This is a genomic window from Escherichia sp. MOD1-EC6021 (genome assembly GCF_002965245.1).
GTDB lineage: Bacteria > Pseudomonadota > Gammaproteobacteria > Enterobacterales > Enterobacteriaceae > Escherichia > Escherichia coli_F.
Genome location: NZ_PTRU01000005.1, coordinates 1 through 26273 on the forward strand (window position 1 = coordinate 1; position 26273 = coordinate 26273).

Annotated in this window: 27 protein-coding genes, 1 tRNA gene and 1 pseudogene; 20 read left to right on the top strand and 9 right to left on the bottom strand. The window is 52.2% G+C overall.

Annotated features, from left to right (window positions below):
* Positions 1 to 186: 186 nt before the first annotated feature.
* Positions 187 to 783, top strand: a pseudogene (locus BEB54_RS07460) (helix-turn-helix domain-containing protein); the annotation flags it as partial.
* Positions 741 to 1418, top strand: a complete 678-nt coding sequence (gene bglJ, locus BEB54_RS07465) for a DNA-binding transcriptional activator BglJ (RefSeq protein WP_105282165.1) — start codon at positions 741 to 743, stop codon at positions 1416 to 1418. The pseudogene BEB54_RS07460 and the gene bglJ, both read left to right, overlap by 43 nt.
* Before the next feature lie 38 nt (positions 1419 to 1456).
* Here bglJ and fhuF read toward each other — a convergent pair whose 3' ends face one another.
* Positions 1457 to 2245 carry a siderophore-iron reductase FhuF gene (gene fhuF, locus BEB54_RS07470; RefSeq protein WP_088541478.1) on the bottom strand — a complete coding sequence of 263 codons (789 nt, stop codon included), beginning with the start codon at positions 2243 to 2245 and terminating at the stop codon, positions 1457 to 1459.
* Between the two features lie 140 nt (positions 2246 to 2385).
* Between fhuF and BEB54_RS07475 the strand changes: the two genes are divergently transcribed.
* Positions 2386 to 2622, top strand: coding sequence for a DUF1435 domain-containing protein (locus tag BEB54_RS07475; RefSeq protein ID WP_123009408.1), 237 nt, complete (start codon positions 2386 to 2388; stop codon positions 2620 to 2622).
* Positions 2623 to 2660: 38 nt separating this feature from the next.
* Here BEB54_RS07475 and BEB54_RS07480 read toward each other — a convergent pair.
* Both BEB54_RS07480 and rsmC read right to left on the bottom strand, forming a co-directional pair.
* Positions 2661 to 2747, bottom strand: a tRNA-Leu gene (locus tag BEB54_RS07480).
* Between the two features lie 300 nt (positions 2748 to 3047).
* The gene (gene rsmC / locus BEB54_RS07485; protein WP_001272320.1) at positions 3048 to 4079 is read right to left on the bottom strand and encodes a 16S rRNA (guanine(1207)-N(2))-methyltransferase RsmC; all 1032 of its coding nucleotides are present in this window, start codon (positions 4077 to 4079) and stop codon (positions 3048 to 3050) included.
* 102 nt (positions 4080 to 4181) lie between these two features.
* Here rsmC and holD point away from each other — a divergent pair, with 102 nt between their 5' ends.
* The 8 genes from holD (at position 4182) to BEB54_RS07525 (ending at position 10641) form a co-directional block, all read left to right on the top strand.
* The gene (gene holD, locus BEB54_RS07490) at positions 4182 to 4595 is read left to right on the top strand and encodes a DNA polymerase III subunit psi (protein ID WP_000204018.1); all 414 of its coding nucleotides are present in this window, start codon (positions 4182 to 4184) and stop codon (positions 4593 to 4595) included.
* Positions 4564 to 5010 (top strand): ribosomal protein S18-alanine N-acetyltransferase, encoded by a 447-nt coding sequence (gene rimI / locus BEB54_RS07495; RefSeq protein ID WP_097505656.1) that lies wholly within the window; start codon positions 4564 to 4566, stop codon positions 5008 to 5010. The genes holD and rimI overlap by 32 nt, the downstream gene beginning before the upstream one ends.
* A 14-nt stretch (positions 5011 to 5024) precedes the next feature.
* Positions 5025 to 5702 carry a pyrimidine 5'-nucleotidase gene (gene yjjG, locus BEB54_RS07500; RefSeq protein WP_000870712.1) on the top strand — a complete coding sequence of 226 codons (678 nt, stop codon included), beginning with the start codon at positions 5025 to 5027 and terminating at the stop codon, positions 5700 to 5702.
* Positions 5703 to 5792: 90 nt separating this feature from the next.
* On the top strand, positions 5793 to 7382 hold the full coding sequence (gene prfC, locus BEB54_RS07505) for a peptide chain release factor 3 (protein ID WP_000175940.1): 1590 nt from the start codon (positions 5793 to 5795) through the stop codon (positions 7380 to 7382).
* A gap of 391 nt (positions 7383 to 7773) precedes the next feature.
* Positions 7774 to 8379, top strand: coding sequence for a molecular chaperone OsmY (gene osmY / locus BEB54_RS07510; RefSeq protein WP_001295410.1), 606 nt, complete (start codon positions 7774 to 7776; stop codon positions 8377 to 8379).
* A gap of 126 nt (positions 8380 to 8505) precedes the next feature.
* The gene (locus tag BEB54_RS07515) at positions 8506 to 8667 is read left to right on the top strand and encodes a DUF1328 domain-containing protein (protein ID WP_000490275.1); all 162 of its coding nucleotides are present in this window, start codon (positions 8506 to 8508) and stop codon (positions 8665 to 8667) included.
* Positions 8668 to 8788: 121 nt separating this feature from the next.
* The gene (locus tag BEB54_RS07520) at positions 8789 to 9862 is read left to right on the top strand and encodes a patatin-like phospholipase family protein (protein ID WP_032183149.1); all 1074 of its coding nucleotides are present in this window, start codon (positions 8789 to 8791) and stop codon (positions 9860 to 9862) included.
* Positions 9859 to 10641 (top strand): metal-dependent hydrolase, encoded by a 783-nt coding sequence (locus BEB54_RS07525; protein ID WP_097505655.1) that lies wholly within the window; start codon positions 9859 to 9861, stop codon positions 10639 to 10641. The genes BEB54_RS07520 and BEB54_RS07525 overlap by 4 nt, the downstream gene beginning before the upstream one ends.
* A gap of 229 nt (positions 10642 to 10870) precedes the next feature.
* Here the strand turns inward: BEB54_RS07525 and BEB54_RS07530 are convergent, their stop codons facing one another.
* Positions 10871 to 11734 carry a YjjW family glycine radical enzyme activase gene (locus tag BEB54_RS07530; protein WP_039020382.1) on the bottom strand — a complete coding sequence of 288 codons (864 nt, stop codon included), beginning with the start codon at positions 11732 to 11734 and terminating at the stop codon, positions 10871 to 10873.
* A complete protein-coding gene (locus BEB54_RS07535; protein ID WP_105282166.1) occupies positions 11706 to 13256 on the bottom strand; it encodes a YjjI family glycine radical enzyme in 1551 nt (516 codons plus the stop codon). Before BEB54_RS07535 ends, BEB54_RS07530 begins: the two co-directional genes overlap by 29 nt.
* A 258-nt stretch (positions 13257 to 13514) precedes the next feature.
* On the opposite strand from BEB54_RS07535, the gene deoC reads away from it, so the two are divergent.
* The 4 genes from deoC to deoD all read left to right on the top strand — a co-directional run bounded on the left by deoC (position 13515) and on the right by deoD (position 17835).
* Positions 13515 to 14294, top strand: coding sequence for a deoxyribose-phosphate aldolase (gene deoC / locus BEB54_RS07540; protein WP_001295412.1), 780 nt, complete (start codon positions 13515 to 13517; stop codon positions 14292 to 14294).
* Between the two features lie 167 nt (positions 14295 to 14461).
* Positions 14462 to 15784: a thymidine phosphorylase gene (gene deoA / locus BEB54_RS07545; protein WP_000477829.1), complete on the top strand. Its 1323-nt coding sequence runs from the start codon at positions 14462 to 14464 to the stop codon at positions 15782 to 15784.
* A gap of 51 nt (positions 15785 to 15835) precedes the next feature.
* On the top strand, positions 15836 to 17059 hold the full coding sequence (deoB, locus tag BEB54_RS07550) for a phosphopentomutase (protein WP_000816471.1): 1224 nt from the start codon (positions 15836 to 15838) through the stop codon (positions 17057 to 17059).
* Positions 17060 to 17115: 56 nt separating this feature from the next.
* The gene (deoD, locus tag BEB54_RS07555) at positions 17116 to 17835 is read left to right on the top strand and encodes a purine-nucleoside phosphorylase (RefSeq protein WP_000224877.1); all 720 of its coding nucleotides are present in this window, start codon (positions 17116 to 17118) and stop codon (positions 17833 to 17835) included.
* A 160-nt stretch (positions 17836 to 17995) separates the two neighbouring features.
* Here the strand turns inward: deoD and BEB54_RS07560 are convergent, their stop codons facing one another.
* From BEB54_RS07560 to BEB54_RS07570, 3 genes are read right to left on the bottom strand one after another with little or no spacing between them, the layout of a single operon-like run.
* Positions 17996 to 18259: a helix-turn-helix domain-containing protein gene (locus BEB54_RS07560; protein WP_000566247.1), complete on the bottom strand. Its 264-nt coding sequence runs from the start codon at positions 18257 to 18259 to the stop codon at positions 17996 to 17998.
* Positions 18260 to 18290: 31 nt separating this feature from the next.
* Positions 18291 to 19307: a lipoate--protein ligase LplA gene (gene lplA / locus BEB54_RS07565; RefSeq protein WP_000105851.1), complete on the bottom strand. Its 1017-nt coding sequence runs from the start codon at positions 19305 to 19307 to the stop codon at positions 18291 to 18293.
* A 27-nt stretch (positions 19308 to 19334) separates the two neighbouring features.
* Entirely contained in the window at positions 19335 to 19979 is a 645-nt protein-coding gene (locus BEB54_RS07570; RefSeq protein WP_000124615.1) for a YtjB family periplasmic protein, read from the bottom strand.
* A gap of 105 nt (positions 19980 to 20084) precedes the next feature.
* Between BEB54_RS07570 and serB the strand changes: the two genes are divergently transcribed.
* The 5 genes from serB to nadS all read left to right on the top strand — a co-directional run bounded on the left by serB (position 20085) and on the right by nadS (position 24447).
* Entirely contained in the window at positions 20085 to 21053 is a 969-nt protein-coding gene (serB, locus tag BEB54_RS07575; protein WP_001132956.1) for a phosphoserine phosphatase, read from the top strand.
* A 48-nt stretch (positions 21054 to 21101) separates the two neighbouring features.
* Complete coding sequence (radA, locus tag BEB54_RS07580) at positions 21102 to 22484, top strand: DNA repair protein RadA (RefSeq protein ID WP_001029698.1); 1383 nt, start codon at positions 21102 to 21104, stop codon at positions 22482 to 22484.
* A gap of 20 nt (positions 22485 to 22504) precedes the next feature.
* Positions 22505 to 23737, top strand: a complete 1233-nt coding sequence (gene nadR / locus BEB54_RS07585) for a multifunctional transcriptional regulator/nicotinamide-nucleotide adenylyltransferase/ribosylnicotinamide kinase NadR (protein WP_000093833.1) — start codon at positions 22505 to 22507, stop codon at positions 23735 to 23737.
* Positions 23738 to 23828: 91 nt separating this feature from the next.
* Positions 23829 to 24161 (top strand): type II toxin-antitoxin system RelE/ParE family toxin, encoded by a 333-nt coding sequence (locus BEB54_RS07590; RefSeq protein WP_000513551.1) that lies wholly within the window; start codon positions 23829 to 23831, stop codon positions 24159 to 24161.
* Position 24162: 1 nt separating this feature from the next.
* Positions 24163 to 24447 carry a NadS family protein gene (gene nadS / locus BEB54_RS07595; RefSeq protein ID WP_000007436.1) on the top strand — a complete coding sequence of 95 codons (285 nt, stop codon included), beginning with the start codon at positions 24163 to 24165 and terminating at the stop codon, positions 24445 to 24447.
* 55 nt (positions 24448 to 24502) lie between these two features.
* Here the strand turns inward: nadS and ettA are convergent, their stop codons facing one another.
* The gene (gene ettA / locus BEB54_RS07600; RefSeq protein WP_000046749.1) at positions 24503 to 26170 is read right to left on the bottom strand and encodes an energy-dependent translational throttle protein EttA; all 1668 of its coding nucleotides are present in this window, start codon (positions 26168 to 26170) and stop codon (positions 24503 to 24505) included.
* Positions 26171 to 26273 lie beyond the last annotated feature (103 nt).

Sequence of the window (26273 nt, forward strand, 5' to 3'; positions counted from 1 at the left end):
ACCGTCATCCCTGGTTCAAAGCTCTGCTGAACAATTGCGATCTTTTCCTGTGTGGTACGCCGTCTGCGTTTCTCCGGTCCTAAGACATCAATCATCTGCTCTCCAATGACTAGTCTAAAAACTAGTATTAAGACTATCACTTAAATAAGTGATATTGGTTGTCTGGAGATTCAGGGGGCCAGTCTACTTACCTTATTACAATTACGTCGTTCCGGATTAGTTATTGCAGATTTAGCCGGTGAAAGTGAAGATCCTCGTTCTGTTTGTGAGCATTATTATTCTTTAATCTCACAATATCGGGAAATTCACTGGGTTTTCATGGTGTCACGCTCCTGGTATTCCCAGGCGGTAGAACTGCTCATGTGCCCTACGGCGACATTATTGTCTGATGTTGAACCCATTGAGAATCTGGTCAAGACCGTGCGTTCTGGCAATACGCACGCAGAGCGTATCAGCGCCATGCTGACCTCTCCGGCAATGACTGAAACGCATGATTTTAGCTATCGCTCCGTCATTCTCACTCTTTCAGAGCGCAAAGTGCTGCGGCTATTAGGTAAAGGATGGGGCATCAACCAGATAGCTTCATTGCTTAAGAAAAGTAATAAAACTATCAGCGCCCAAAAAAACAGTGCGATGCGTCGACTGGCAATTCACAGCAACGCTGAAATGTATGCATGGATAAATAGCGCGCAGGGTGCAAGAGAACTTAACTTGCCTTCTGTTTATGGAGATGCCGCAGAATGGAACACAGCCGAATTAAGAAGAGAAATGTCGCACTCATAGAAAAATGCGTCATGAGCAGTATCGGTATTGAGAGTTTATTCAGAAAGTTTGCAGGTAACCCTTATAAGCTCCATATCTATACCAGTCAGGAGTCATTTCAGGATGCCATGTCGCGGATCTCGTTTGCGGCGGTTATTTTTTCTTTTTCTGCCATGAGAAGTAAACGCAGAGAGGGATTATCTTGCCTGACTGAACTGGCGATTAAGTTTCCGCGTACCCGCCGTTTAGTTATTGCGGATGATGATATAGAAGCTCGGCTGATTGGTTCATTGTCGCCATCACCGCTGGACGGTGTATTAAGTAAAGCGTCGACGATGGAGATTTTTCATCAGGAACTCTTTTTGTCATTAAATGGTGTGCGTCAGGCGACCGACCGATTGAACAATCAGTGGTACATTAACCAAAGCCGGACGCTAAGCCCGACGGAGAGAGAAATATTGCGCTTTATGTCGCGTGGCTACTCAATGACACAAATTGCCGAGCAGCTTAAACGCAATATCAAAACGATCCGCGCGCATAAATTTAATGTAATGTCGAAACTGGGCGTCAGTTCTGATGCAGGGTTGTTGGAGGCCGCAGACATTCTGTTATGTATGCGTCATTGCGAAGCAAGTAACGTGTTGCACCCCTATTAATACGCTTAATGCCGGGTTTACTTCCCCGGCAAATTTTTCTATTTCAGCGTACAGTCACCACATTGCTGCACATCCGGCAAGCGATAACGCTGGCAGCAAGTGCGGCGCACCAGCAGGCCGTCGCGCAGCACCACGGTACGCCAGAGTGGATTATCTTCACCGGTAGTGAGCGTTTTCTCAAAAAAGAGGGCATGGCGCAGCGATTCAACTGTCGCCTCGCCGAGCAACTGTTTCATCTCAGTCAGATACCAGTTGATCAAATAACCGGTATTACTCCAGATAAGTTTACCGTTAATTTCTCCAGTCGCTTCTAATGCTTGCACAACCGGAACAAGCGCCTTGCTAATTAACGTTTCCATTCGCTGCTGCGGTGAATGTGGTGTTGCGTTTTTATCTTCATACACATCGACCCAGAAACAGGCGGCGCGTCCGGTTTCGTGAAACTCAACGTGGAAATGTTCCGGCGACACATCTAATGCTTTTTCCTGCGTTAACAGGGCCAGCATTAATGGCGGCACCATCAGGCCGATGTACCATTGCGCCCACAGGGAGATCAGCGGCTTATTCTCGCGGATCATCGTTGGTTGATTGCGGTAGATATGATCGGAATAAACAGCTAACAGAGAACTTAACGCATTCGGTGATGACCATTGCGCCAGCGTCAGGGCACTAAATGGGGCGGGTTCATCCAGGCGGATAAACTCCAGCAAATGTTCACGATTTTCTGCGATCGTCGACCGTACTGCTTCTGCAAGTCCAGGATCCTGCGGCTGGAGATGCGTTCGCCAGATAACATCTTCATAGAGCGGTGCGGAACGATAGGCCATAATCGTGATAGTAATCTAAATGATAATGATTGCTAATCCTAACGATAGGTTTACCCGATAGCAAGGGATTTCTCTGGCTTGCAAATGATAAAAATTATCATATGATATTAGTTATCATTATCAATGAAAGAGATGAAACCATGTTGCAACGTATGCTGGGCAGTGGTTGGGGAGTGTTGCTGCCGGGATTGCTGATTGCAGGGCTGATGTATGCGGATTTATCGCCGGATCAGTGGCGGATTGTTATTCTGATGGGATTGGTGATGACGCCAGTGATGTTGTATCACAAACAGTTACGGCATTACATTTTGCTACCATCATGCCTGGCGCTTATTGCTGGCATCATGCTGATGATAATGAATTTGAATCAGGGATGACAAAACAGGGAAGAAACAAGAAAGGAAGTAAAGATAATTGGTGCGAGGGGGGGGACTTGAACCCCCACGTCCGTAAGGACACTAACACCTGAAGCTAGCGCGTCTACCAATTCCGCCACCTTCGCATACCATCAATTCTTAAAAAGAATTGCTACCACGGAGGCGCATTCTAGTGGTTTTCAGCTTTTCGTCAATAGTTAATTATCGCCAGATGTGTGATTGCTGGAAAAATGTCCATCAGGAAACTAACGTGCAGGTTTTATAGGTCGGATAAGGCGTTCACGCCGCATCCGACACGGTATTTGGGTGCAGATGCCAGATGCGACGCGGGCGCGTCTTATCTGGCCTACGAAGGGCTAACTTGCAGGTTTTGTAGGTTGTATAAGGCGAGCACGCCGCATCCGGCAAGGCTTGCGGCGGGATACTTAACCTTTCTTCGCCTGGCGGGTCATAATGGCGCGATACACCTTGAAGCGCCCGGTTTGCGCGATCACTTCGTGGAAGCCAAATGTCTCATCCAGCACGTCCGGGTAAGGCAGGAAGGCGTTCGCTACAATTCGCAGCTCGCCGCCGCTGTTAAGATGACGCACCGCGCCGCGAATCAGCGTTTGTGCTGCATCCAGACTGGTTTGCATCCCATCGTGGAACGGCGGATTGGAGATGATCATATCAAAACGACCTTTCACCTCAGAAAAGACGTTGCTGGCAAAGACTTCACCTTCAATACCGTTGGCCGCAAGTGTTGCACGGCTGGCTTCAACTGCTGGCGCAGAAACATCGCACAACGTGAGACGAATCTTCGGTGAGTGGCGTGCAAAGGCAACTGAAAGAACGCCTGCACCGCAGCCGACATCCAGCACTTTACCTTTCGTGTGCGGAGTTAACGTCGAGAGCAGCAACTGGCTACCGACATCCAGACCGTCGCGGCTAAACACGCCAGGCAGCGTTTTCACCGTCAGGCCATCGACGCTGTATTCGCCCCAGAATTTATCGGCATCAAATACCGGCTGTTTTTCCAGACGACCAAAATAGAGGCCACAGCGACGGGCGCTGTCGACTTTATTCAACGGCGCATAATCTGCCAGCATCTGCTCGGCGCTGCGCACGCCGCTGCGGTTCTCGCCAACAACAAAAATATCCGTCCCCACCGGCAGCAGAGAAAGTAAATTCATCAACTGAAACTGGGCTTCCGGTTTGTTCTTCGGCCAGTAGTAAATCAGCGTATCGCAATCTGCGACGTCATCCGCCGTGGCGACCAGACTAAAACGGGCGTTATCCCCCATCTGGCGGCTTAACACCTGCCAGTGGTGGAATTGCTGGGTATGAGCACGGCTGGCCGCGGTATCTAAACGCGCGGGCAGGTCATCCTGTAAGTCTCCGGCAAAAAGAATACGGCTTTGTTCGAAATCATCACTGTGACGCAGCAAGACTTCACTTGCCGGGGTAAATGCAGACATGGAATGCTCCTCAATTGATACTGGCGGCGATTATAGCCATATGTTGGCGCGGTATCGACGAATTTGCTATATTTGCGCCCCTGACAACAGGAGCGATTCGCTATGACATCCCGACGAGACTGGCAGTTACAGCAACTGGGCATTACCCAGTGGTCGCTGCGTCGCCCTGGCGCGTTGCAGGGGGAGATTGCCATTGCGATCCCGGCACACGTCCGTCTGGTGATGGTGGCAAACGATCTTCCCGCCCTGACCGATCCTCTGGTGAGCGATGTTCTGCGTGCATTAACCGTCAGCCCCGACCAGGTGCTGCAACTGACGCCAGAAAAGATCGCGATGCTGCCGCAAGGCAGTCGCTGCAACAGCTGGCGGTTGGGTACTGATGAACCGCTATCACTGGAAGGCGCTCAGGTGGCATCACCGGCGCTCACCGAATTACGGGCAAACCCAACGGCACGCGCCGCGTTATGGCAACAAATTTGCACATATGAACACGATTTCTTCCCTCGAAACGACTGATTTACCAGCGGCTTTCCACATTGAACAACGCGCCCACGCCTTTCCGTGGAGTGAAAAAACCTTTGCCAGTAATCAGGGCGAGCGTTATCTCAACTTTCAGTTAACGCAAAACGGCAAAATGGTGGCGTTTGCGATTACGCAAGTGGTGCTGGATGAAGCTACATTGTTCAATATTGCGGTCGATCCTGACTATCAGCGTCAGGGACTGGGAAGGGCGCTGCTGGAACATCTGATCGACGAACTGGAAAAACGCGGTGTGGCGACGTTATGGCTGGAAGTCCGTGCCTCAAACGCTGCCGCCATTGCCCTGTACGAAAGTTTAGGCTTTAACGAGGCGACGATTCGCCGCAATTACTACCCCACCAAGGACGGTCGCGAAGACGCCATCATCATGGCGTTGCCAATCAGTATGTAAGACAAGGTGGAATAATGAAGTGGGACTGGATTTTCTTTGATGCCGATGAAACGCTGTTTACCTTTGACTCATTCACCGGCCTGCAGCGGATGTTTCTTGATTACAGCGTCACTTTTACCGCTGAAGATTTTCAGGACTATCAGGCCGTTAACAAGCCCCTGTGGGTAGATTATCAAAACGGTGCGATCACTTCATTACAGCTTCAGCACGGGCGTTTTGAGAGCTGGGCCGAACGGCTGAACGTCGAGCCAGGTAAACTCAACGAGGCCTTCATTAATGCGATGGCAGAAATCTGCACGCCGCTGCCGGGCGCGGTTTCCTTGCTTAACGCCATTCGTGGCAACGCCAAAATCGGCATAATCACCAACGGCTTTAGCGCCTTGCAGCAAGTGCGTCTGGAACGCACGGGCCTGCGTGATTATTTCGATTTGTTGGTGATTTCCGAAGAAGTTGGCGTAGCCAAACCGAATAAGAAAATTTTCGATTATGCGCTGGAACAGGCGGGCAATCCTGACCGTTCACGCGTGCTGATGGTTGGCGACACTGCCGAGTCCGATATTCTCGGTGGCATCAACGCCGGGCTTGCGACTTGCTGGCTGAATGCGCACAATCGCGAGCAACCAGAAGGCATCGCGCCTACCTGGACCGTTTCTTCGTTGCACGAACTGGAGCAGCTCCTGTGTAAACACTGATTGCCTCCCCCCCGTTGATGGGTAAAATAGCCGCAATTTTTCGTTTTCAACAAGCGAGGCGCGATGCCGCTTACTCAAGAAGAAAGAATTATGACGTTGTCTCCTTATTTGCAAGAGGTGGCGAAGCGCCGCACTTTTGCCATTATTTCTCACCCGGACGCCGGTAAAACGACCATCACCGAGAAGGTGCTGCTGTTCGGACAGGCCATTCAGACTGCCGGTACAGTAAAAGGCCGTGGTTCCAACCAGCACGCTAAGTCGGACTGGATGGAGATGGAAAAGCAGCGTGGGATCTCCATTACCACGTCTGTGATGCAGTTTCCGTATCACGACTGCCTGGTTAACCTGCTCGACACCCCCGGGCACGAAGACTTCTCGGAAGATACCTATCGTACCCTGACGGCGGTGGACTGCTGCCTGATGGTTATCGACGCTGCAAAAGGTGTTGAAGATCGTACCCGTAAGCTGATGGAAGTTACCCGTCTGCGCGATACGCCGATCCTCACCTTTATGAACAAACTTGACCGTGATATCCGCGATCCGATGGAGCTGCTCGATGAAGTTGAGAACGAGCTGAAAATCGGCTGTGCGCCGATCACCTGGCCGATTGGCTGCGGCAAGCTGTTTAAAGGCGTTTACCACCTTTATAAAGACGAAACCTATCTCTATCAGAGCGGTAAAGGTCACACCATTCAGGAAGTCCGTATTGTTAAAGGGCTGAATAACCCGGATCTCGATGCTGCGGTTGGTGAAGATCTGGCGCAGCAGCTGCGTGACGAACTGGAACTGGTGAAAGGCGCGTCTAACGAGTTCGACAAAGAATTGTTCCTTGCGGGCGAAATTACTCCAGTGTTCTTTGGTACTGCGCTGGGTAACTTCGGCGTCGATCATATGCTGGATGGTCTGGTAGAGTGGGCACCTGCGCCGATGCCGCGTCAGACTGATACGCGTACCGTAGAGGCGAGCGAAGATAAATTTACCGGCTTCGTATTTAAAATTCAGGCCAACATGGACCCGAAACACCGCGACCGCGTGGCGTTTATGCGCGTGGTATCCGGTAAATATGAAAAAGGCATGAAGCTGCGCCAGGTGCGCACCGCGAAAGATGTGGTGATCTCCGACGCGCTGACCTTTATGGCGGGCGACCGTTCGCATGTTGAAGAAGCGTATCCGGGCGACATCCTTGGTCTGCACAACCACGGCACTATTCAGATCGGCGACACCTTTACCCAGGGTGAGATGATGAAGTTCACCGGTATCCCGAACTTTGCGCCGGAACTGTTCCGTCGTATCCGCCTGAAAGATCCGCTGAAGCAAAAACAGCTGCTCAAAGGGCTGGTACAGCTTTCCGAAGAGGGCGCGGTGCAGGTGTTCCGTCCGATCTCCAACAACGACCTGATCGTTGGTGCGGTTGGTGTGCTGCAGTTTGATGTGGTGGTAGCGCGCCTGAAGAGCGAATACAACGTTGAAGCAGTGTATGAGTCAGTCAACGTTGCCACTGCACGCTGGGTAGAATGTGCGGACGCGAAGAAATTCGAAGAGTTCAAGCGTAAGAACGAAAGCCAACTGGCGCTTGATGGCGGCGATAACCTCGCTTACATCGCTACCAGCATGGTCAACCTGCGCCTGGCGCAGGAACGTTATCCGGACGTTCAGTTCCACCAGACTCGCGAGCATTAATTCTTGCCTCCAGGGCGCGGTAGCCGCTGCGCCCTGTCAATTTCCCTTCCTTATTAGCCGCTTACGGAATGTTCTTAAAACATTCACTTTTGCTTATGTTTTAGGGGATATCCCGAGCGGTTTCAAAATTGTGATCTATATTTAACAAAGTAATGACATTTCTGACGGCGTTAAATACCGTTCAATGCGTAGATATCAGTATCTAAAGCCGTCGATTGTCATTCTACCGATATTAATAACTGATTCAGAGGCTGTAATGGTCGTTATTCATCAGCCATCGCTTTTGTGATAGCGACCATTGACTTCTGTAGAGGGTGAATCTCTCCCTATTCAGCAATGCAACCTCGTGTTGCCAGGCTCAAATTACGAGCAAACATACAGGAATAAATCGATGACTATGACAAGACTGAAGATTTCGAAAACTCTGCTGGCTGTAATGTTGACCTCTGCCGTCGCGACCGGCTCTGCCTACGCAGAAAACAACGCGCAGACTACCAATGAAAGCGCAGGGCAAAAAGTCGATAGCTCTATGAATAAAGTCGGTAATTTCATGGATGACAGCGCCATCACCGCGAAAGTGAAGGCGGCCCTGGTGGATCATGACAACATCAAGAGCACCGATATCTCTGTCAAAACCGATCAAAAAGTCGTGACTCTGAGCGGTTTCGTTGAAAGCCAGGCCCAAGCCGAAGAGGCAGTGAAAGTGGCGAAAGGCGTTGAAGGCGTGACCTCTGTCAGCGACAAACTGCACGTTCGCGACGCTAAAGAAGGCTCTGTGAAGGGCTACGCGGGTGACACCGCCACCACCAGTGAAATCAAAGCCAAGCTGCTGGCGGACGATATCGTCCCTTCACGTAAAGTGAAAGTTGAAACCACCGATGGCGTGGTTCAGCTCTCCGGTACCGTAGATTCTCAGGCACAAAGTGACCGTGCTGAAAGTATCGCCAAAGCGGTAGATGGTGTGAAAAGCGTTAAAAATGATCTGAAAACTAAGTAATTCGTCGTAATTCGTCCTCCCGAACTTTGTCGGGAGGCGCGATGTGCACCACACTAAAAATATCGCATTGAGTGATTTTCACGCTCATATCAAGCGGTGACATTAACTATGGTAAAGGAGACGCTTATGTTTCGTTGGGGCATCATATTTCTGGTTATCGCGTTAATCGCCGCCGCACTTGGGTTTGGTGGTCTGGCCGGTACCGCTGCGGGCGCAGCTAAAATTGTCTTTGTCGTCGGGATTATTCTGTTCCTGGTGAGTTTGTTCATGGGCCGAAAACGACCCTAGATTTCAGACCATTAAGAAAATTTTATCCAAAGCCAGTCCAGCGGACTGGCTTTTGCGGTTTTAGCGAATAATAAATTGCGTTACTTTGTCATTCTTTCACAACAAAAACAGGAAGGCAGAGGTGGGGCAGCGAATACCTGTAACGCTTGGTAATATTGCGCCGTTGTCGCTAAGGCCGTTCCAGCCTGGACGAATAGCTCTGGTGTGCGAAGGCGGCGGGCAGCGTGGAATTTTCACAGCTGGCGTGCTGGATGAGTTTATGCGCGCGCAGTTTAATCCTTTCGATCTTTATCTCGGCACATCTGCCGGGGCGCAGAACCTCTCGGCGTATATCTGCAATCAGCCCGGTTACGCGCGCAAAGTCATCATGCGCTATACCACAAAACGCGAATTTTTCGATCCATTGCGCTTTGTCCGTGGAGGAAATCTTATCGATCTCGACTGGCTGGTGGAGGCCACCGCAAGCCAGATGCCGTTGCAAATGGACACCGCAGCGCGGCTATTTGACAGCGGCAAATCGTTTTATATGTGCGCTTGTCGTCAGGATGACTATGCGCCGAATTACTTTTTGCCAAACAAACAGAACTGGCTGGATGTGATTCGCGCCTCCAGTGCGATACCGGGCTTTTATCGTACCGGAGTGTCGCTGGAAGGCATTAATTACCTGGATGGCGGGATCAGTGATGCGATCCCGGTTAAAGAGGCAGCAAGGCAGGGCGCAAAAACGTTAGTCGTCATCCGCACTGTGCCGTCACAAATGTACTACACGCCACAGTGGTTCAAACGCATGGAACGCTGGCTGGGTGACAGTAGCCTGCAGCCGCTGGTCAATCTGGTGCAGCATCATGAAACCAGCTATCGTGAGATTCAGCAATTTATTGAGAAACCACCGGGACAGCTGAGGATATTCGAAATTTATCCGCCGAAGCCATTACATAGTATCGCGCTCGGCAGTCGGATTCCGGCGCTGCGTGAAGACTATAAACTTGGGCGTTTATGCGGGCGTTATTTTCTGGCAACGGTCGGTAAGTTATTGACTGAAAAAGCGCCGCTGAGCCGCCATCTGGTGCCGGTGGTGACGCCGGAGTCGATCGTTATTCCGCCTGCACCCGTCGCCAACGATACGCTGGTTACCGAGGTGATAGACGCTCCACAGGCGAACGACCCGACATTTAACAATGAGGATTTGGCTTGATTTGCCGTTTTATCGACACCCACTGCCATTTTGATTTCCCGCCTTTTAGCGGCGATGAAGAGGCCAGCCTGCAACGCGCGGCACAAGCGGGCGTAGGCAAGATCATTGTTCCGGCCACCGAGGCGGCAAATTTTGCCCGTGTGCAGGCGTTAGCGGAAAATTATCAACCACTGTATGCCGCTTTAGGGTTGCATCCGGGGATGTTGGAAAAACATAACGATGCATCGCTGGATCAATTACAGCAGGCGTTGGAAAGACGTCCGACGAAGGTGGTGGCGGTGGGGGAGATCGGCCTGGATCTCTTTGGTGACGATCCGCAATTTGAGAGGCAGCAGAGGTTGCTTGATGAACAACTGAAACTGGCGAAACGCTACGATCTGCCGGTGATCCTTCATTCACGGCGCACGCACGACAAACTGGCGATGCATCTTAAACGCCAAAATTTGCCACGCACTGGTGTGGTTCATGGTTTTTCTGGCAGCCTGCAACAGGCCGAACGGTTTGTGCAGCTGGGCTACAAAATTGGCGTAGGCGGTACTATCACCTATCCACGCGCCAGTAAAACCCGCGATGTCATCGCAAAATTACCGTTGGCATCGTTGTTGTTGGAAACCGACGCACCGGATATGCCGCTCAATGGTTTTCAGGGGCAGCCTAATCGCCCTGAACAGGCCGCCCGTGTGTTTGCCGTGCTGTGCGAGTTACGCCCGGAACCCGCGGATGAGATTGCCGAAGTGTTGCTTAATAACACGTATGCGGTGTTTAACGTTCGTGGGTAGTCTGCCCTTCGTAAGCCGGATAAGGCGTTCACACCGCATCCGGCAGTCGACGCACAATGCCTGATGCGACGCTGACGCGTCTTATCATGCCTACAGGTCTGTGCCGAACCGTAGGCCGGATAAGGCGTTCACGCCGCATCCGGCAGTTGGCGCACAATGCCTGATGCGACGCTGACGCGTCTTATCATGCCTACAAGTCTGTGCCGAACCGTAGGCCGCATCCGGCATGTCACAAATACAGCGCCGGAAATATCAACCGGCTCACCCCGCGCTCCCGTAACGCATCAGCCAACTGCTCAACGTCTTCCTGCGTGGCGCTCGCCCAGCTTTGCGCCTCGCCATACACGCCGTGGGCATGAAACGCGTTCAGGCGTACCGGAACATCGCCAAGTCCCTTGATAAACGCCGCCAGTTCTTCGATGTGTTGCAAATAATCCACCTGGCCAGGGATTACCAGCAAACGCAGTTCCGCCAGCTTACCGCGCTCTGCAAGCAAACAGATGCTGCGCTTAATCTGCTGATTATCGCGTCCGGTTAGCTGTTGATGACATTCGCTTCCCCACGCTTTGAGATCGAGCATCGCGCCGTCGCACACCGGGAGTAATTTTTCCCAGCCGGTTTCGCTCAACATGCCGTTACTGTCCACCAGACAGGTGAGATGACACAGTTGTGGATCATTTTTGATAGCAGTAAACAGCGCCACCACAAACGGCAACTGGGTCGTGGCTTCACCGCCGCTTACCGTTATCCCTTCAATAAACAGCACCGCTTTGCGGACGTGACTAAGCACCTCGTCCACGTTCATGGATTGCGCCATCGGCGTAGCGTGTTGTGGACACATCTTCAGGCAGGTATCACACTGCTCGCAGACGGCTGCGTTCCACACTACTTTGCTGTTAACAATCTGCAACGCCTGATGCGGACACTGTGGCACGCACTCCCCGCAATCATTACAGCGCCCCATTGTCCACGGATTGTGACAGTTTTTGCAGCGCAGATTACAGCCCTGTAAAAACAGAGCCAGACGACTGCCTGGCCCGTCAACGCAGGAGAAGGGGATAATCTTACTGACTAAAGCGCATCTGCTGTTCATGGCTTATAACGCGCGGCTGGCGTTCCAGAATACGAGTGTTGCGTGCGGCTTCTTCTCCCAGCCAGGTGGTGTTGGTACGTGAGCCTTCGGCACGATATTTTTCCAGATCCGACAAACGCACCATATAACCGGTAACGCGAACCAGATCGTTACCGCTGACATTGGCGGTAAATTCACGCATTCCGGCTTTAAAGGCACCGAGGCAAAGCTGTACCAGCGCCTGCGGATTACGTTTGATGGTTTCGTCGAGCGTCAAAATGTCGCTGATGCCGGAATAATAATAAGCATGATGCGGGGCGACAGTTTGCAGATGGGTGATCGGATCTGGCTCATCGCCATACGGCAAACGCGCGCCCGGCGTGGTGCCGATATCGGAACTTATCCCCGACTGTGCGTGTAACATGGCGCGTTTTTGCCAGCCATATTTCACGGGGGTATTGGCGACAAACTCCGCCAGTTGCGCGCTAATGCGATAACCCACTTCATTTGCGGCGGCTTCTTTACCGTAACGCGCGGCAACTCCTTCTTTTTCACACAGCAAGTTAACCGCTTCCGCCAGCCCATACATGCCAAACATTGGCACAAAACGTTCAGGGTTAATCAGCCCTTCTTTCACCAGGAAGCTATTCTCAAAGAAGTGTGATTGTTGATAGAGGAATTCACACCGCGCATCGATGATGGCGATCTGCTGTTGGCAGTAGTGCGGTAGAGTGCGCGTAAAGAAGTCATCCAGCGATTCGCTGCGCTCGGCAATGGCTTTCAGGTTAAGGCGTACCAGCGTGCTGCCACCACCCGCCAGCGGCAGTGAGTTGTAACAGCTCACAATCCCGTAGCCCCCTTTTGTGAAAATTTTATCATGCACGGGACCGTTGGCGATGTGCGGTTTGCTACATTCACAGATGTTTTTTGCCACTTCCAGCAGCAGGTCATCAGGGGTGATTTCAGGATCGTAGATAAAAGTCAGGTTCGGTGAAACCTGCTTCAGCTCTGCGTCTGCGCGTAAAATCGCACGGATAATGGGTGAATCAGATGGGCCAATATTGGCGTGCATAAAGGCGTCTGGCAGGGTTCTGTCGAGATAACGCCAGAAACGTTTTATTCGAATATCGATCTCGTCTTGTGTTAGAATTCTAACATACGGTTGCAACAACGCATCCAGTTGCCCCAGGTAGACCGGCATCGATGTGACCGAAGGAACGTGGTGGTAAAGAATGGTCAGCAGAGAGAGTGCGTCATCAAGATCTTTTGCGCCTTCCAGCTCCAGCCATTCGGAACCGTTGGCCAAAAAACGGGCGTAATCGGGTAAGACATAGCGCGGTTTATACGGCGCATGACCTTCAAACATATCGCAGATTACACCTTCATCCAGCGCGCGGCGGGCTTCGGCAGGAAGCTGTGGGTAAGGCAGATTGTTTTCTGCTTCCAGCGCCAGAAAATGGCGCTTCTGCTCCGGGCTAAGTACCGGACTGGTGACAATTTGCTGGCAACGTTGTTGCAGTGCATTTTCATGAGAAGTGGGCATCTTCTGTTCCTATTTATGCCGAAGGTGATGCGCCATTGTAAGAAGTTTCGTGATGTTCACTTTGATCCTGATGCGTTTGCCACCACTGACGCATTCATTTGAAAGTGAATTATTTGAACCAGATCGCATTACAGTAATGCAATTTTGTAAGTAGATTTCCTTAATTGTGATGTATATCGAAGTGTGTTGCGGAGTCGATGTTAGAATACTAACAAACTCGCAAGGTGAATTTTATTGGCGACAAGCCAGGAGAATGAAATGACTGATCTGAAAGCAAGCAGCCTGCGTGCACTGAAATTGATGGACCTGACCACCCTGAATGACGACGACACCGACGAGAAAGTGATCGCCCTGTGTCATCAGGCCAAAACTCCGGTCGGCAATACCGCCGCTATCTGTATCTATCCTCGCTTTATCCCAATTGCTCGCAAAACGCTGAAAGAGCAGGGTACCCCGGAAATCCGTATCGCTACGGTAACCAACTTCCCACACGGTAACGACGATATCGAAATCGCGCTGGCCGAAACCCGCGCGGCAATCGCCTACGGTGCCGATGAGGTTGATGTGGTGTTCCCGTACCGTGCGCTGATGGCGGGTAACGAGCAGGTTGGTTTTGACCTGGTGAAAGCCTGTAAAGAGGCTTGCGCGGCAGCGAATGTACTGCTGAAAGTGATCATCGAAACCGGCGAACTGAAAGACGAAGCGCTGATCCGCAAAGCGTCTGAAATCTCCATTAAAGCGGGTGCTGATTTCATCAAAACCTCTACCGGTAAAGTAGCAGTGAACGCGACGCCGGAAAGCGCGCGCATCATGATGGAAGTGATCCGTGATATGGGCGTAGAGAAAACCGTTGGTTTCAAACCTGCGGGCGGCGTGCGTACTGCGGAAGATGCGCAGAAATATCTCGCGATTGCAGATGAACTGTTCGGTGCTGACTGGGCAGATGCGCGTCACTACCGCTTTGGTGCTTCCAGCCTGCTGGCAAGCTTGCTGAAAGCGCTGGGCCACGGCGACGGTAAGAGCGCCAGCAGCTACTAAGCTGCCTTTTGCCAGAGGGTGGATGCCGGATGCGGCGCGAACGCCTTATCCGGCCTACGGGTCGAGTGCCGTGTAGGCCTTGTAAGATGCGTCAGCATCGCATCAGGCAATAACAACATCCGCCATCTGGCAACAACGCCTTCAAACTTATTCCACGGGAGGTTACCTTGTTTCTCGCACAAGAAATTATTCGTAAAAAACGTGATGGTCATGCGCTGAGCGATGAAGAAATTCGCTTCTTTATCAACGGTATTCGCGACAACACTATCTCCGAAGGGCAGATTGCCGCCCTCGCGATGACCATTTTCTTCCACGATATGACAATGCCGGAGCGTGTCTCGCTGACGATGGCGATGCGAGATTCAGGAACCGTTCTCGACTGGAAAAGCCTGCATCTGAATGGCCCGATTGTTGATAAACACTCGACCGGCGGCGTCGGCGATGTGACTTCGCTGATGTTGGGGCCAATGGTCGCAGCCTGCGGCGGCTATATTCCGATGATCTCCGGTCGCGGCCTCGGCCATACTGGCGGTACGCTCGACAAACTGGAATCCATCCCTGGCTTCGACATTTTCCCGGATGACAACCGTTTCCGCGAAATTATTAAAGACGTCGGCGTGGCGATTATTGGCCAGACCAGTTCACTGGCTCCGGCGGATAAACGTTTCTACGCGACCCGCGATATTACCGCAACCGTGGATTCCATCCCGCTGATCACTGCCTCGATCCTGGCGAAGAAACTGGCGGAAGGTCTGGATGCACTGGTGATGGACGTGAAAGTCGGTAGCGGTGCATTTATGCCGACCTACGAACTCTCTGAAGCCCTTGCCGAAGCGATTGTTGGCGTGGCTAATGGCGCTGGCGTGCGCACCACCGCGCTACTCACCGACATGAATCAGGTGCTGGCCTCCAGTGCCGGTAACGCGGTTGAAGTACGTGAAGCGGTGCAGTTCCTGACAGGTGAGTACCGTAACCCGCGTCTGTTTGATGTCACGATGGCACTGTGCGTGGAGATGCTTACCTCCGGCAAACTGGCGAAAGATGACGCCGAAGCGCGCGCGAAATTGCAGGCGGTGCTGGACAACGGTAAAGCGGCAGAAGTCTTTGGTCGTATGGTAGCGGCACAAAAAGGCCCGACTGACTTCGTTGAGAACTACGCGAAGTATCTACCGACAGCGATGCTGACGAAAGCAGTCTATGCTGATACCGAAGGTTTTGTCAGTGAAATGGATACCCGCGCGCTGGGAATGGCAGTGGTTGCAATGGGCGGCGGTCGCCGTCAGGCATCTGACACCATCGATTACAGCGTCGGCTTTACTGATATGGCGCGTCTGGGCGACCAGGTAGACGGTCAGCGTCCGCTGGCGGTTATCCACGCGAAAGACGAAAACAGCTGGCAGGAAGCGGCGAAAGCGGTGAAAGCGGCAATTAAACTTGCCGATAAAGCACCGGAAAGCACACCAACTGTCTATCGCCGTATCAGCGAATAACGGTATACTGATCTGATCATTTAAATTTGAAGCACTGAGTACGGAGAACATATGAAACGTGCATTTATTATGGTGCTGGACTCATTCGGCATCGGCGCTACAGAAGATGCAGAACGTTTTGGTGACGTCGGGGCTGACACCCTGGGTCATATCGCAGAAGCTTGCGCCAAAGGCGAAGCTGATAATGGTCGTAAAGGCCCGCTCAATCTGCCAAATCTGACCCGTCTGGGGTTGGCGAAAGCACACGAAGGTTCTACCGGTTTCATTCCGGCGGGAATGGACGGCAACGCTGAAGTTATCGGCGCGTACGCATGGGCGCACGAAATGTCATCCGGTAAAGATACCCCGTCTGGTCACTGGGAAATCGCCGGTGTCCCGGTTCTGTTTGAATGGGGATACTTCTCCGATCACGAAAATAGCTTCCCGCAAGAGCTGCTGGATAAACTGGTCGAGCGCGCTAATCTGCCGGGTTACCTCGGTAACTGCCACTCTTCCGGTACGGTCATTCTGGATCAGCTGGGCGAAGAGCACATGAAAACCGGCAAGCCGATTTTCTATACCTCCGCTGACTCCGTGTTCCAGATTGCCTGCCATGAAGAAACTTTCGGTCTGGATAAACTCTACGAACTGTGCGAAATCGCCCGTGAAGAGCTGACCAACGGCGGCTACAACATCGGTCGTGTTATCGCTCGTCCGTTTATCGGCGATAAAGCCGGTAACTTCCAGCGTACCGGTAACCGTCACGACCTGGCTGTTGAACCGCCAGCACCGACCGTGCTGCAGAAACTGGTTGATGAAAAACACGGCCAGGTGGTTTCTGTCGGTAAAATTGCAGACATCTACGCTAACTGCGGCATCACCAAAAAAGTGAAAGCGACCGGCCTGGACGCGCTGTTTGACGCCACCATCAAAGAGATGAAAGAAGCGGGTGATAACACCATCGTCTTCACCAACTTCGTTGACTTCGACTCTTCCTGGGGTCACCGTCGCGACGTTGCCGGTTATGCTGCGGGTCTGGAACTGTTCGACCGCCGTCTGCCAGAGCTGATGTCTTTGCTGCGCGATGACGACATCCTGATCCTCACCGCTGACCACGGTTGTGATCCGACCTGGACCGGTACTGACCATACCCGTGAACACATTCCGGTACTGGTTTACGGCCCGAAAGTAAAACCGGGTTCGCTGGGGCACCGTGAAACTTTCGCGGATATCGGCCAGACTCTGGCAAAATATTTTGGTACTTCTGATATGGAATATGGCAAAGCCATGTTCTGATGGATTTGGGCGGAGCAGTGACTCCGCCTTTAATATGTCACAAAAAGGATAAAATGATGGCTACTCCACACATTAATGCAGAAATGGGCGATTTCGCTGACGTAGTTTTGATGCCAGGCGACCCGCTGCGTGCGAAGTATATTGCTGAAACTTTCCTTGAAGATGCTCGTGAAGTGAACAACGTTCGCGGTATGCTGGGCTTCACCGGTACTTACAAAGGCCGCAAAATTTCTGTAATGGGCCACGGTATGGGTATCCCGTCCTGCTCCATCTACACTAAAGAATTGATCACCGATTTCGGCGTGAAGAAAATCATTCGCGTTGGTTCCTGTGGTGCAGTTCTGCCGCACGTAAAACTGCGTGACGTAGTGATTGGTATGGGTGCCTGCACCGATTCCAAAGTTAACCGCATCCGTTTTAAAGACCATGACTTTGCCGCTATCGCTGACTTCGACATGGTGCGTAACGCAGTAGATGCAGCTAAAGCACTGGGCATTGATGCTCGCGTTGGTAACCTGTTCTCCGCTGACCTGTTCTACTCTCCGGACGGCGAAATGTTCGACGTGATGGAAAAATACGGCATCCTCGGCGTGGAAATGGAAGCAGCTGGTATCTACGGCGTCGCTGCAGAATTTGGCGCGAAAGCCCTGACCATCTGCACCGTGTCTGACCACATCCGCACTCACGAGCAGACCACTGCCGCTGAGCGTCAGACCACCTTCAACGACATGATCAAAATCGCACTGGAATCCGTTCTGCTGGGCGATAAAGAGTAATTGTGTTTTGCTGAAAGGCGATTGCCTTGTGAAGCCGGAGCGGGAGACTGCTCCGGCTTTTTAGTATTTATTCATCAATAGCAACTGATTTATAGATTTACTATTATTTTTCATATGGATAGAAAATTAAATCCATTCGAGTATCTATTCACGAATCTATTCATTTATGTTCAGCCGTCATCCAGTAAGGGCATATCAGCAACTCTGGCGGGCAACCATAAATTCCTGCCATTTTGTTTTTGATGTTTGAACTAAGCCGTTCCGTCTTTTCGATTTGTTTTAGAGAATTAATCGAGATACCCAACATTTTACTAACTTCAGCAAGTGATAGTTTATGCCTGATACGCACGGCGGTTAGCCAGGATATACCCTGGCTGAACATTAAATTGATAATCTCCCGTTCCTGGTTCTTCAGATCGATCATATTTCCTTCCCTGGATATTTTAATCAGCGAGTTACCGTACCGCTCCCGCTATCCACGTCGACAACTCCCGTAGCTCTTTTTCCTGTTCAGGGAAGTCAACCAACAGCGCTTCACACTCTTGTTGCAGCATGTCAGCGCGGTATAGGCAGCCTTGCAGTCGTCCGGCGAGAGCTTCCAGAGGTGCGGGGTTGAGGCTATCGGTAAACACTTGGGCGCGGGTGATATGGCCTTTTTCGACGTCGAAATGCAGTTCTACGCCGCCCCAGGTAAAGCGTTCATCCAGCAGATGCGAGAACGCTGGAGCCTGTCCGAAATTCCATTCCCAGCTACTCTGGCGGGCAAAGGTTTCGGCGAAGTTCGGCAAGTCCGGCGTTTTGTCCGGGGAGATAATTTCCGCTTCTACACGCTCGCCATAATGGGCGAAAAAGGCCTCGGTTATGGCTTCGCAAACCTGCTCATGGGTAATTCCCGGCAGCAATTCGGTCAGATTGGTCACGCGGGAACGTACCGACGTAATGCCTTTCGCCGCCAGTTTCTTTTTATCCGGGTTGAGATAGTTTGCCAGGCGGCTAAGGTCGGCATTGAGTAGCAAGGTGCCGTGATGGAAGCCACGATCTTTGGTTTCGCGATAGGCCGAGCCTGAGACTTTACGGTCGCCTTCGGCGGTTTTCACCACCAAATCGTTACGTCCGGACGCTTCGGCGCTGACACCGAGCGCGTTCAGTGCATTGAGCACAATCGAGGTGGAGATCGTTTTATCGTATTCCGGCTTGCCAGCCATGAAGGTAAAACAGGTATTGCCGAGATCGTGGAACACCGCGCCGCCACCGCTACTGCGCCGCGCCAGGCGAACGTTATCTTCTTCCATCCGCCGGGTATTACACTCTTTCCACGGGTTCTGCGCGCGACCAATCACCACGGTGTCAGCATTGCGCCAGAGAAACAGAACGCGCTGCGTGGCGGGCATCTGGCGAAAAATACACTCTTCCACCGCAAGGTTAAACCACGGATCGTAAGAGTCAGAGATGAGCAGGCGTAATGTGGACATAACGATTTCCTTTCTTGTAGTAATGGGTCACTCTTTTTTCTCGCTTTCTTCCTCTTCCGGCACCGGTTTGCTGGCGGTTAACAGGAAGGGGGATTGCTGCCAGCGGGTGCGTTTACCCTGTAGCAGCGTGCGGGTCAGCACCACGCCGATTGCCAGCGAGAGCAACAACATCAGGCGTAAAATGTTAGTGGTGTTATCCACCTGTTGAGCTTCGGTGGCGAGCGTATGGGTGTCGAGCGTCAGGCGCAGATAGCCAAGCGGACCATTTTTCCCTGCAATGGGTTCGACAATCTGCTGGTTAAAATAGCCGCCCGCTTTTTTACCGTCGAGCGCCAGCCGGTCACGCACTTCGACGCTTTCGCCAGAACGGGCGATAAGATCGCCTTGTTCGTCATACACGCCCGCGTCGAGGATGCGGCTTTCATCCGTTAACTGATCGAGGATCGCCTGAATACGTTTTTCATCCGGCGAGTCGGTGCGCATCAGCGGCGCAACGTTCAGCGTTACCTGCCGCGCCAGGGTGCGGGCCAGTTCTTCCAGCTGTGGATTACGCTGTCGCTGGTGGTTTTGACTAAACCATGATGCCCCCTGCATCAGCGCCACTAACAAGGCAAGACAGAACAGGACAATCACTGCCCGATGCAGCCGGAATTTCAGTTTTGTGCGAGCCATCTTCCACCCTTTGAAAATTTGAGACTTAATGTTGCCAGAAGCAATGGATACAAGGTAGCCTCATGCGTTATTTTCCCTGCTTCGAACGATTTTACAGGAGCCTTAATGCCTAACATTACCTGGTGCGACCTGCCTGAAGATGTCTCTTTATGGCCTGGTCTGCCTCTTTCATTAAGTGGTGATGAAGTGATGCCACTGGATTACCACGCAGGTCGTAGCGGCTGGCTGCTGTATGGTCGTGGGCTGGATAAACAACGTCTGACCCAGTACCAAAGCAAACTGGGCGCGGCGATGGTGATTGTTGCCGCCTGGTGCGTGGAAGATTATCAGGTGATTCGTCTGGCAGGTTCGCTTACCGCCCGGGCTACGCGCCTGGCCCATGAAGCACAACTGGATGTCGCGCCGCTGGGGAAAATTCCGCATCTGCGCACGCCAGGTCTGCTGGTGATGGACATGGATTCCACCGCCATTCAGATTGAATGTATTGACGAAATTGCCAAACTGGCCGGAACCGGCGAGATGGTGGCGGAAGTAACCGAGCGGGCGATGCGCGGCGAACTCGATTTTACCGCCAGCCTGCGCAGCCGCGTGGCGACGCTGAAAGGCGCTGACGCGAACATTCTGCAACAGGTGCGGGAAAATCTGCCGCTGATGCCAGGCTTAACGCAGCTGGTACTCAAACTGGAAACGCTGGGCTGGAAAGTGGCGATTGCCTCCGGCGGTTTTACCTTCTTTGCCGAATACCTGCGCGATAAGCTGCGCCTGACCGCCGTAGTAGCCAATGAACTGGAGATCATGGACGGTAAATTTACCGGTAATGTGATTGGCGACATTGTAGACGCTCAGTATAAAGCGAAAACCCTTACCCGCCTGGCGCAGGAGTATGAAATCCCGCTGGCGCAAACCGTGGCGATTGGCGATGGTGCCAACGACCTGCCGATGATCAAAGCGGCAGGTCTGGGGATTGCCTACCATGCCAAGCCAAAAGTGAATGAAAAGACGGAAGTCACCATCCGTCACGCTGACCTGATGGGGGTATTCTGCATCCTCTCTGGCAGCCTGAATCAGAAGTAATTGTCCGCCCGTCATCCTGCGGGCGGCACAGTATTAACGAGGTACACCGTGGCAAAAGCTCCAAAACGCGCCTTTGTTTGTAATGAATGCGGGGCCGATTATCCGCGCTGGCAGGGGCAGTGCAGCGCCTGCCATGCCTGGAACACCATCACCGAGGTGCGTCTTGCTGCGTCGCCAACGGTGGCGCGTAACGAGCGTCTCAGTGGCTATGCCGGTAGCGCCGGGGTGGCAAAAGTCCAGAAACTCTCCGATATCAGCCTTGAGGAGTTGCCGCGTTTTTCCACCGGATTTAAAGAGTTCGACCGCGTATTAGGCGGTGGCGTAGTGCCAGGAAGCGCTATTCTGATTGGCGGTAACCCAGGAGCCGGGAAATCCACGCTGCTACTGCAAACGCTGTGCAAACTGGCGCAGCAGATGAAAACGCTATATGTCACTGGCGAAGAGTCGCTGCAACAGGTGGCAATGCGCGCTCATCGCCTCGGCCTGCCGACTGACAATCTCAATATGTTGTCGGAAACCAGCATCGAACAGATCTGCCTGATTGCCGAAGAAGAGCAACCGAAGCTGATGGTCATTGACTCCATCCAGGTGATGCATATGGCGGATGTACAATCATCGCCTGGCAGCGTGGCACAGGTGCGTGAAACGGCGGCTTATCTGACGCGCTTCGCCAAAACGCGCGGTGTGGCGATTGTCATGGTGGGGCACGTAACCAAAGATGGTTCGCTGGCAGGCCCTAAAGTGCTGGAACACTGTATCGACTGCTCGGTGCTTCTGGACGGCGATGCCGACTCCCGTTTCCGCACCCTGCGCAGCCATAAAAACCGCTTCGGCGCGGTAAATGAACTGGGCGTATTTGCGATGACCGAGCAGGGGCTGCGTGAAGTCAGTAACCCTTCGGCAATTTTCTTAAGTCGCGGCGATGAAGTGACCTCCGGCAGCTCAGTGATGGTGGTGTGGGAAGGAACTCGTCCGCTGCTGGTGGAGATCCAGGCGCTGGTCGATCACTCGATGATGGCGAATCCGCGCCGCGTGGCAGTGGGGCTGGAGCAAAACCGTTTGGCGATCCTGCTGGCGGTGTTGCACCGTCACGGTGGTCTGCAAATGGCCGATCAGGATGTATTTGTGAACGTGGTCGGCGGCGTGAAGGTGACGGAAACCAGTGCCGATTTAGCGTTACTACTGGCGATGGTTTCCAGCCTGCGCGACAGACCGCTACCGCAGGATCTGGTGGTGTTTGGTGAAGTCGGGCTGGCAGGGGAGATCCGCCCGGTGCCCAGCGGCCAGGAGCGGATTTCTGAAGCGGCGAAACATGGTTTTCGGCGGGCGATTGTTCCGGCAGCCAACGTGCCGAAAAAAGCGCCGGAAGGGATGCAGATTTTTGGCGTTAAAAAACTCTCCGACGCGCTTAGCGTGTTCGACGACTTATAATGAGAGATACGGAGGGAGATATGTCGTCATTTGATTATCTGAAAACTGCCATCAAGCAACAGGGCTGTACGCTACAGCAGGTGGCTGATGCCAGCGGTATGACCAAAGGGTATTTAAGCCAGTTACTGAATGCCAAAATTAAAAGCCCCAGCGCGCAAAAGCTGGAGGCGTTGCACCGTTATTTGGGACTTGAATTTCCCCGGCAGAAGAAAACTATTGGTGTTGTATTCGGTAAGTTTTACCCGCTGCATACCGGACATATCTACCTTATCCAGCGTGCCTGTAGTCAGGTTGACGAGTTGCATATCATTATGGGCTTTGACGATACCCGTGACCGCGCACTGTTCGAAGACAGCGCCATGTCGCAGCAGCCAACGGTGCCGGATCGTCTGCGCTGGTTATTGCAAACTTTTAAATATCAGAAAAATATTCGCATTCATGCTTTCAACGAAGAGGGTATGGAGCCGTATCCGCATGGCTGGGATGTGTGGAGCAACGGCATCAAAAAGTTTATGGCTGAAAAAGGGATCCAGCCGGATCTGATCTACACCTCGGAAGAAGCCGATGCGCCACAGTATATGGAACATCTGGGGATCGAAACGGTGCTGGTCGATCCGAAACGCACCTTTATGAGTATCAGCGGTGCGCAGATCCGCGAAAACCCGTTCCGCTACTGGGAATATATTCCCACCGAAGTGAAGCCGTTCTTTGTGCGCACCGTGGCGATCCTCGGCGGCGAATCGAGCGGTAAATCCACCCTGGTAAACAAACTTGCTAATATCTTCAACACTACCAGTGCATGGGAATATGGTCGCGATTATGTCTTTTCGCATCTTGGCGGCGATGAGATTGCATTGCAGTATTCCGACTACGATAAAATCGCGCTTGGACACGCTCAATATATTGATTTTGCAGTAAAATATGCCAATAAAGTGGCGTTTATCGACACCGATTTTGTGACAACTCAGGCGTTCTGCAAAAAGTACGAAGGGCGCGAGCATCCGTTCGTACAGGCGCTGATCGATGAATACCGTTTTGATCTGGTGATTCTGCTGGAGAACAACACGCCGTGGGTGGCGGATGGTTTACGCAGTCTCGGCAGTTCGGTGGATCGCAAAGAGTTCCAGAACTTGCTGGTGGAGATGCTGGAAGAGAACAATATCGAATTTGTGCGGGTTGAAGAGGACGATTACGACAGCCGTTTCCTGCGCTGCGTGGAGTTGGTGCGGGAGATGATGGGGGAGCAGGGATAATCATCTTTATAAGATGTTGAGTGATATTACTGATTCAAAAGTGTACTTAGTACTCCATTTTGGTGTACAATGTACCTGCCAGGGAGGGGTAATGGGCAAGGCGATAATATTTATAGAGACGCCAATGTTTACGCGTCAGATCAAGCAGATTGCAACCGATGATGAATTAAAGGAATTGCAAAAAGAACTCATCGGAACTCCCGATAAAGGTGATCTCATTCAGCAGACTGGTGGATTGCGTAAAGTCCGAATGGCTGCGGGTTCACAGGGAAAAAGTGGTAGTGTCAGAATAATTTACTTTCTGGCGACGGAAGAGATTATTTATTTGATTATGGCCTATCCGAAGAATGCCAAAGACAGTCTGACAGATACGGAAAAAGCTCAACTAAAGAAGTTGACGAAACTGCTCAAAGGTGAGGTATAAAATGAGTTTTTTTGATGAGTTGAAAACCTCTCTGGAAGAGGCTGTCGAGATTAAACAAGGTTTAAAAGAACCTGCACGGGTGACCCGCTACGAAATTGCGGATGTTAAAGCTATTCGTGAGCAACTCAACGTTTCGCAAAGTGAGATGGCTAAAGCTCTGGGAACCAGTGTGGATACCATTAAAAGCTGGGAATCGAAGCGAAGAAATCCTACGGGATTGGCTGCAAAAGTACTTGCCACAATTAAAGAAAATCCTGCCTTTTTCCGGGAACTTGCCTCCCATTAATCATTTAACTATTACCGGATGCGATGCTGGCGCGCCGCATCCGGCATTTTACGCATTACTTCGCAATACGCTTGTACTTGATACGCTTCGGCTCCAGCGCGTCTGCGCCCAGCGTGCGTTTCTTGTACTCTTCGTACTCGGTAAAGTTACCTTCAAAGAACTCAACTTTACCTTCATCCTGGTAATCCAGAATGTGTGTGGCGATACGGTCGAGGAACCAACGGTCGTGCGAGATAACCATCGCGCAGCCCGGGAACTCCAGCAGGGCGTTTTCCAGCGCACGCAGGGTTTCGATATCCAGGTCGTTGGTCGGTTCATCGAGCAGCAGCATGTTGCCGCCAACCTGCAGCAGCTTCGCCAGATGCAGACGACCACGCTCACCACCGGAGAGTTCACCAACGCGTTTACCCTGATCAACCCCTTTAAAGTTAAAGCGGCCAACGTAGGCGCGGCTTGGCATCTCGGTGTTACCGATCTTCATGATATCCAGCCCGCCGGAAACTTCTTCCCAAACGGTTTTGCTGTTATCCATTGAGTCACGGAACTGATCGACAGATGCCAGTTTCACCGTTTCACCTAAAGTGATGGTGCCGCTGTCTGGCTGTTCCTGACCAGAGATCATACGGAACAGGGTTGATTTACCCGCGCCGTTCGGACCGATGATCCCGACGATCGCCCCTTTAGGGATCGAGAAGCTCAGATCATCAATCAGCAGACGATCGCCGTAAGATTTACGCAGGTTGCTGACTTCCAGCACTTTATCGCCCAGACGCGGTCCAGGTGGAATAAACAGTTCGTTGGTTTCGTTACGTTTCTGATATTCGGTGCTGTTCAGCTCTTCAAAGCGCGCCAGACGTGCTTTACCTTTCGACTGACGGCCTTTAGTTCCCTGACGTACCCACTCCAGCTCTTTCTCGATCGACTTACGACGCGCTGCTTCTTGTGAAGCTTCCTGCGCCAGACGCTGATCTTTCTGCTCCAGCCAGGAGGAGTAGTTACCTTCCCACGGAATACCTTCACCGCGGTCAAGTTCGAGGATCCAGCCTGCAACGTTATCGAGGAAGTAACGGTCGTGGGTAATCGCCACCACGGTGCCCTCGAAGTCGTGCAGGAAGCGTTCCAGCCACGCTACGGATTCGGCATCCAGGTGGTTGGTCGGTTCGTCGAGCAGCAGCATGTCTGGTTTTTCCAACAGCAGGCGGCACAACGCCACGCGACGACGCTCACCACCGGAAAGGTTAGCGATTTTCGCGTCCCAGTCCGGCAGACGCAGCGCATCCGCCGCACGCTCCAGCTGAACGTTCAGGTTATGACCGTCATGAGCCTGAATGATCTCTTCCAGACGGCCTTGTTCAGCGGCCAGCTTGTCAAAATCGGCATCCGGATCGGCGTACAGCGCATACACTTCATCCAGACGTTTCAGAGCGTTAACCACTTCAGAAACCGCTTCTTCAATGGACTCACGCACGGTGTGTTCCGGGTTCAGCTGAGGTTCCTGCGGCAGGTAACCAATCTTGATATCCGGTTGCGGACGCGCTTCACCTTCGATGTCTTTATCAATGCCCGCCATAATGCGCAGCAGGGTAGACTTACCCGCGCCGTTCAGACCCAGGACACCAATTTTTGCCCCAGGGAAGAAACTCAGAGAGATGTTTTTCAAAATATGACGTTTCGGCGGAACAACTTTGCCGACACGATGCATGGTATAAACGAATTGAGCCACGTTGGACTTCGCCTCTATGTTTATCGTGATGATGATTTTTCAAAGGCGAAGTGTAGCCTGTTTCCTTATCTAATCCCAGCCGGTCGATCACCCTCGCAGTAAA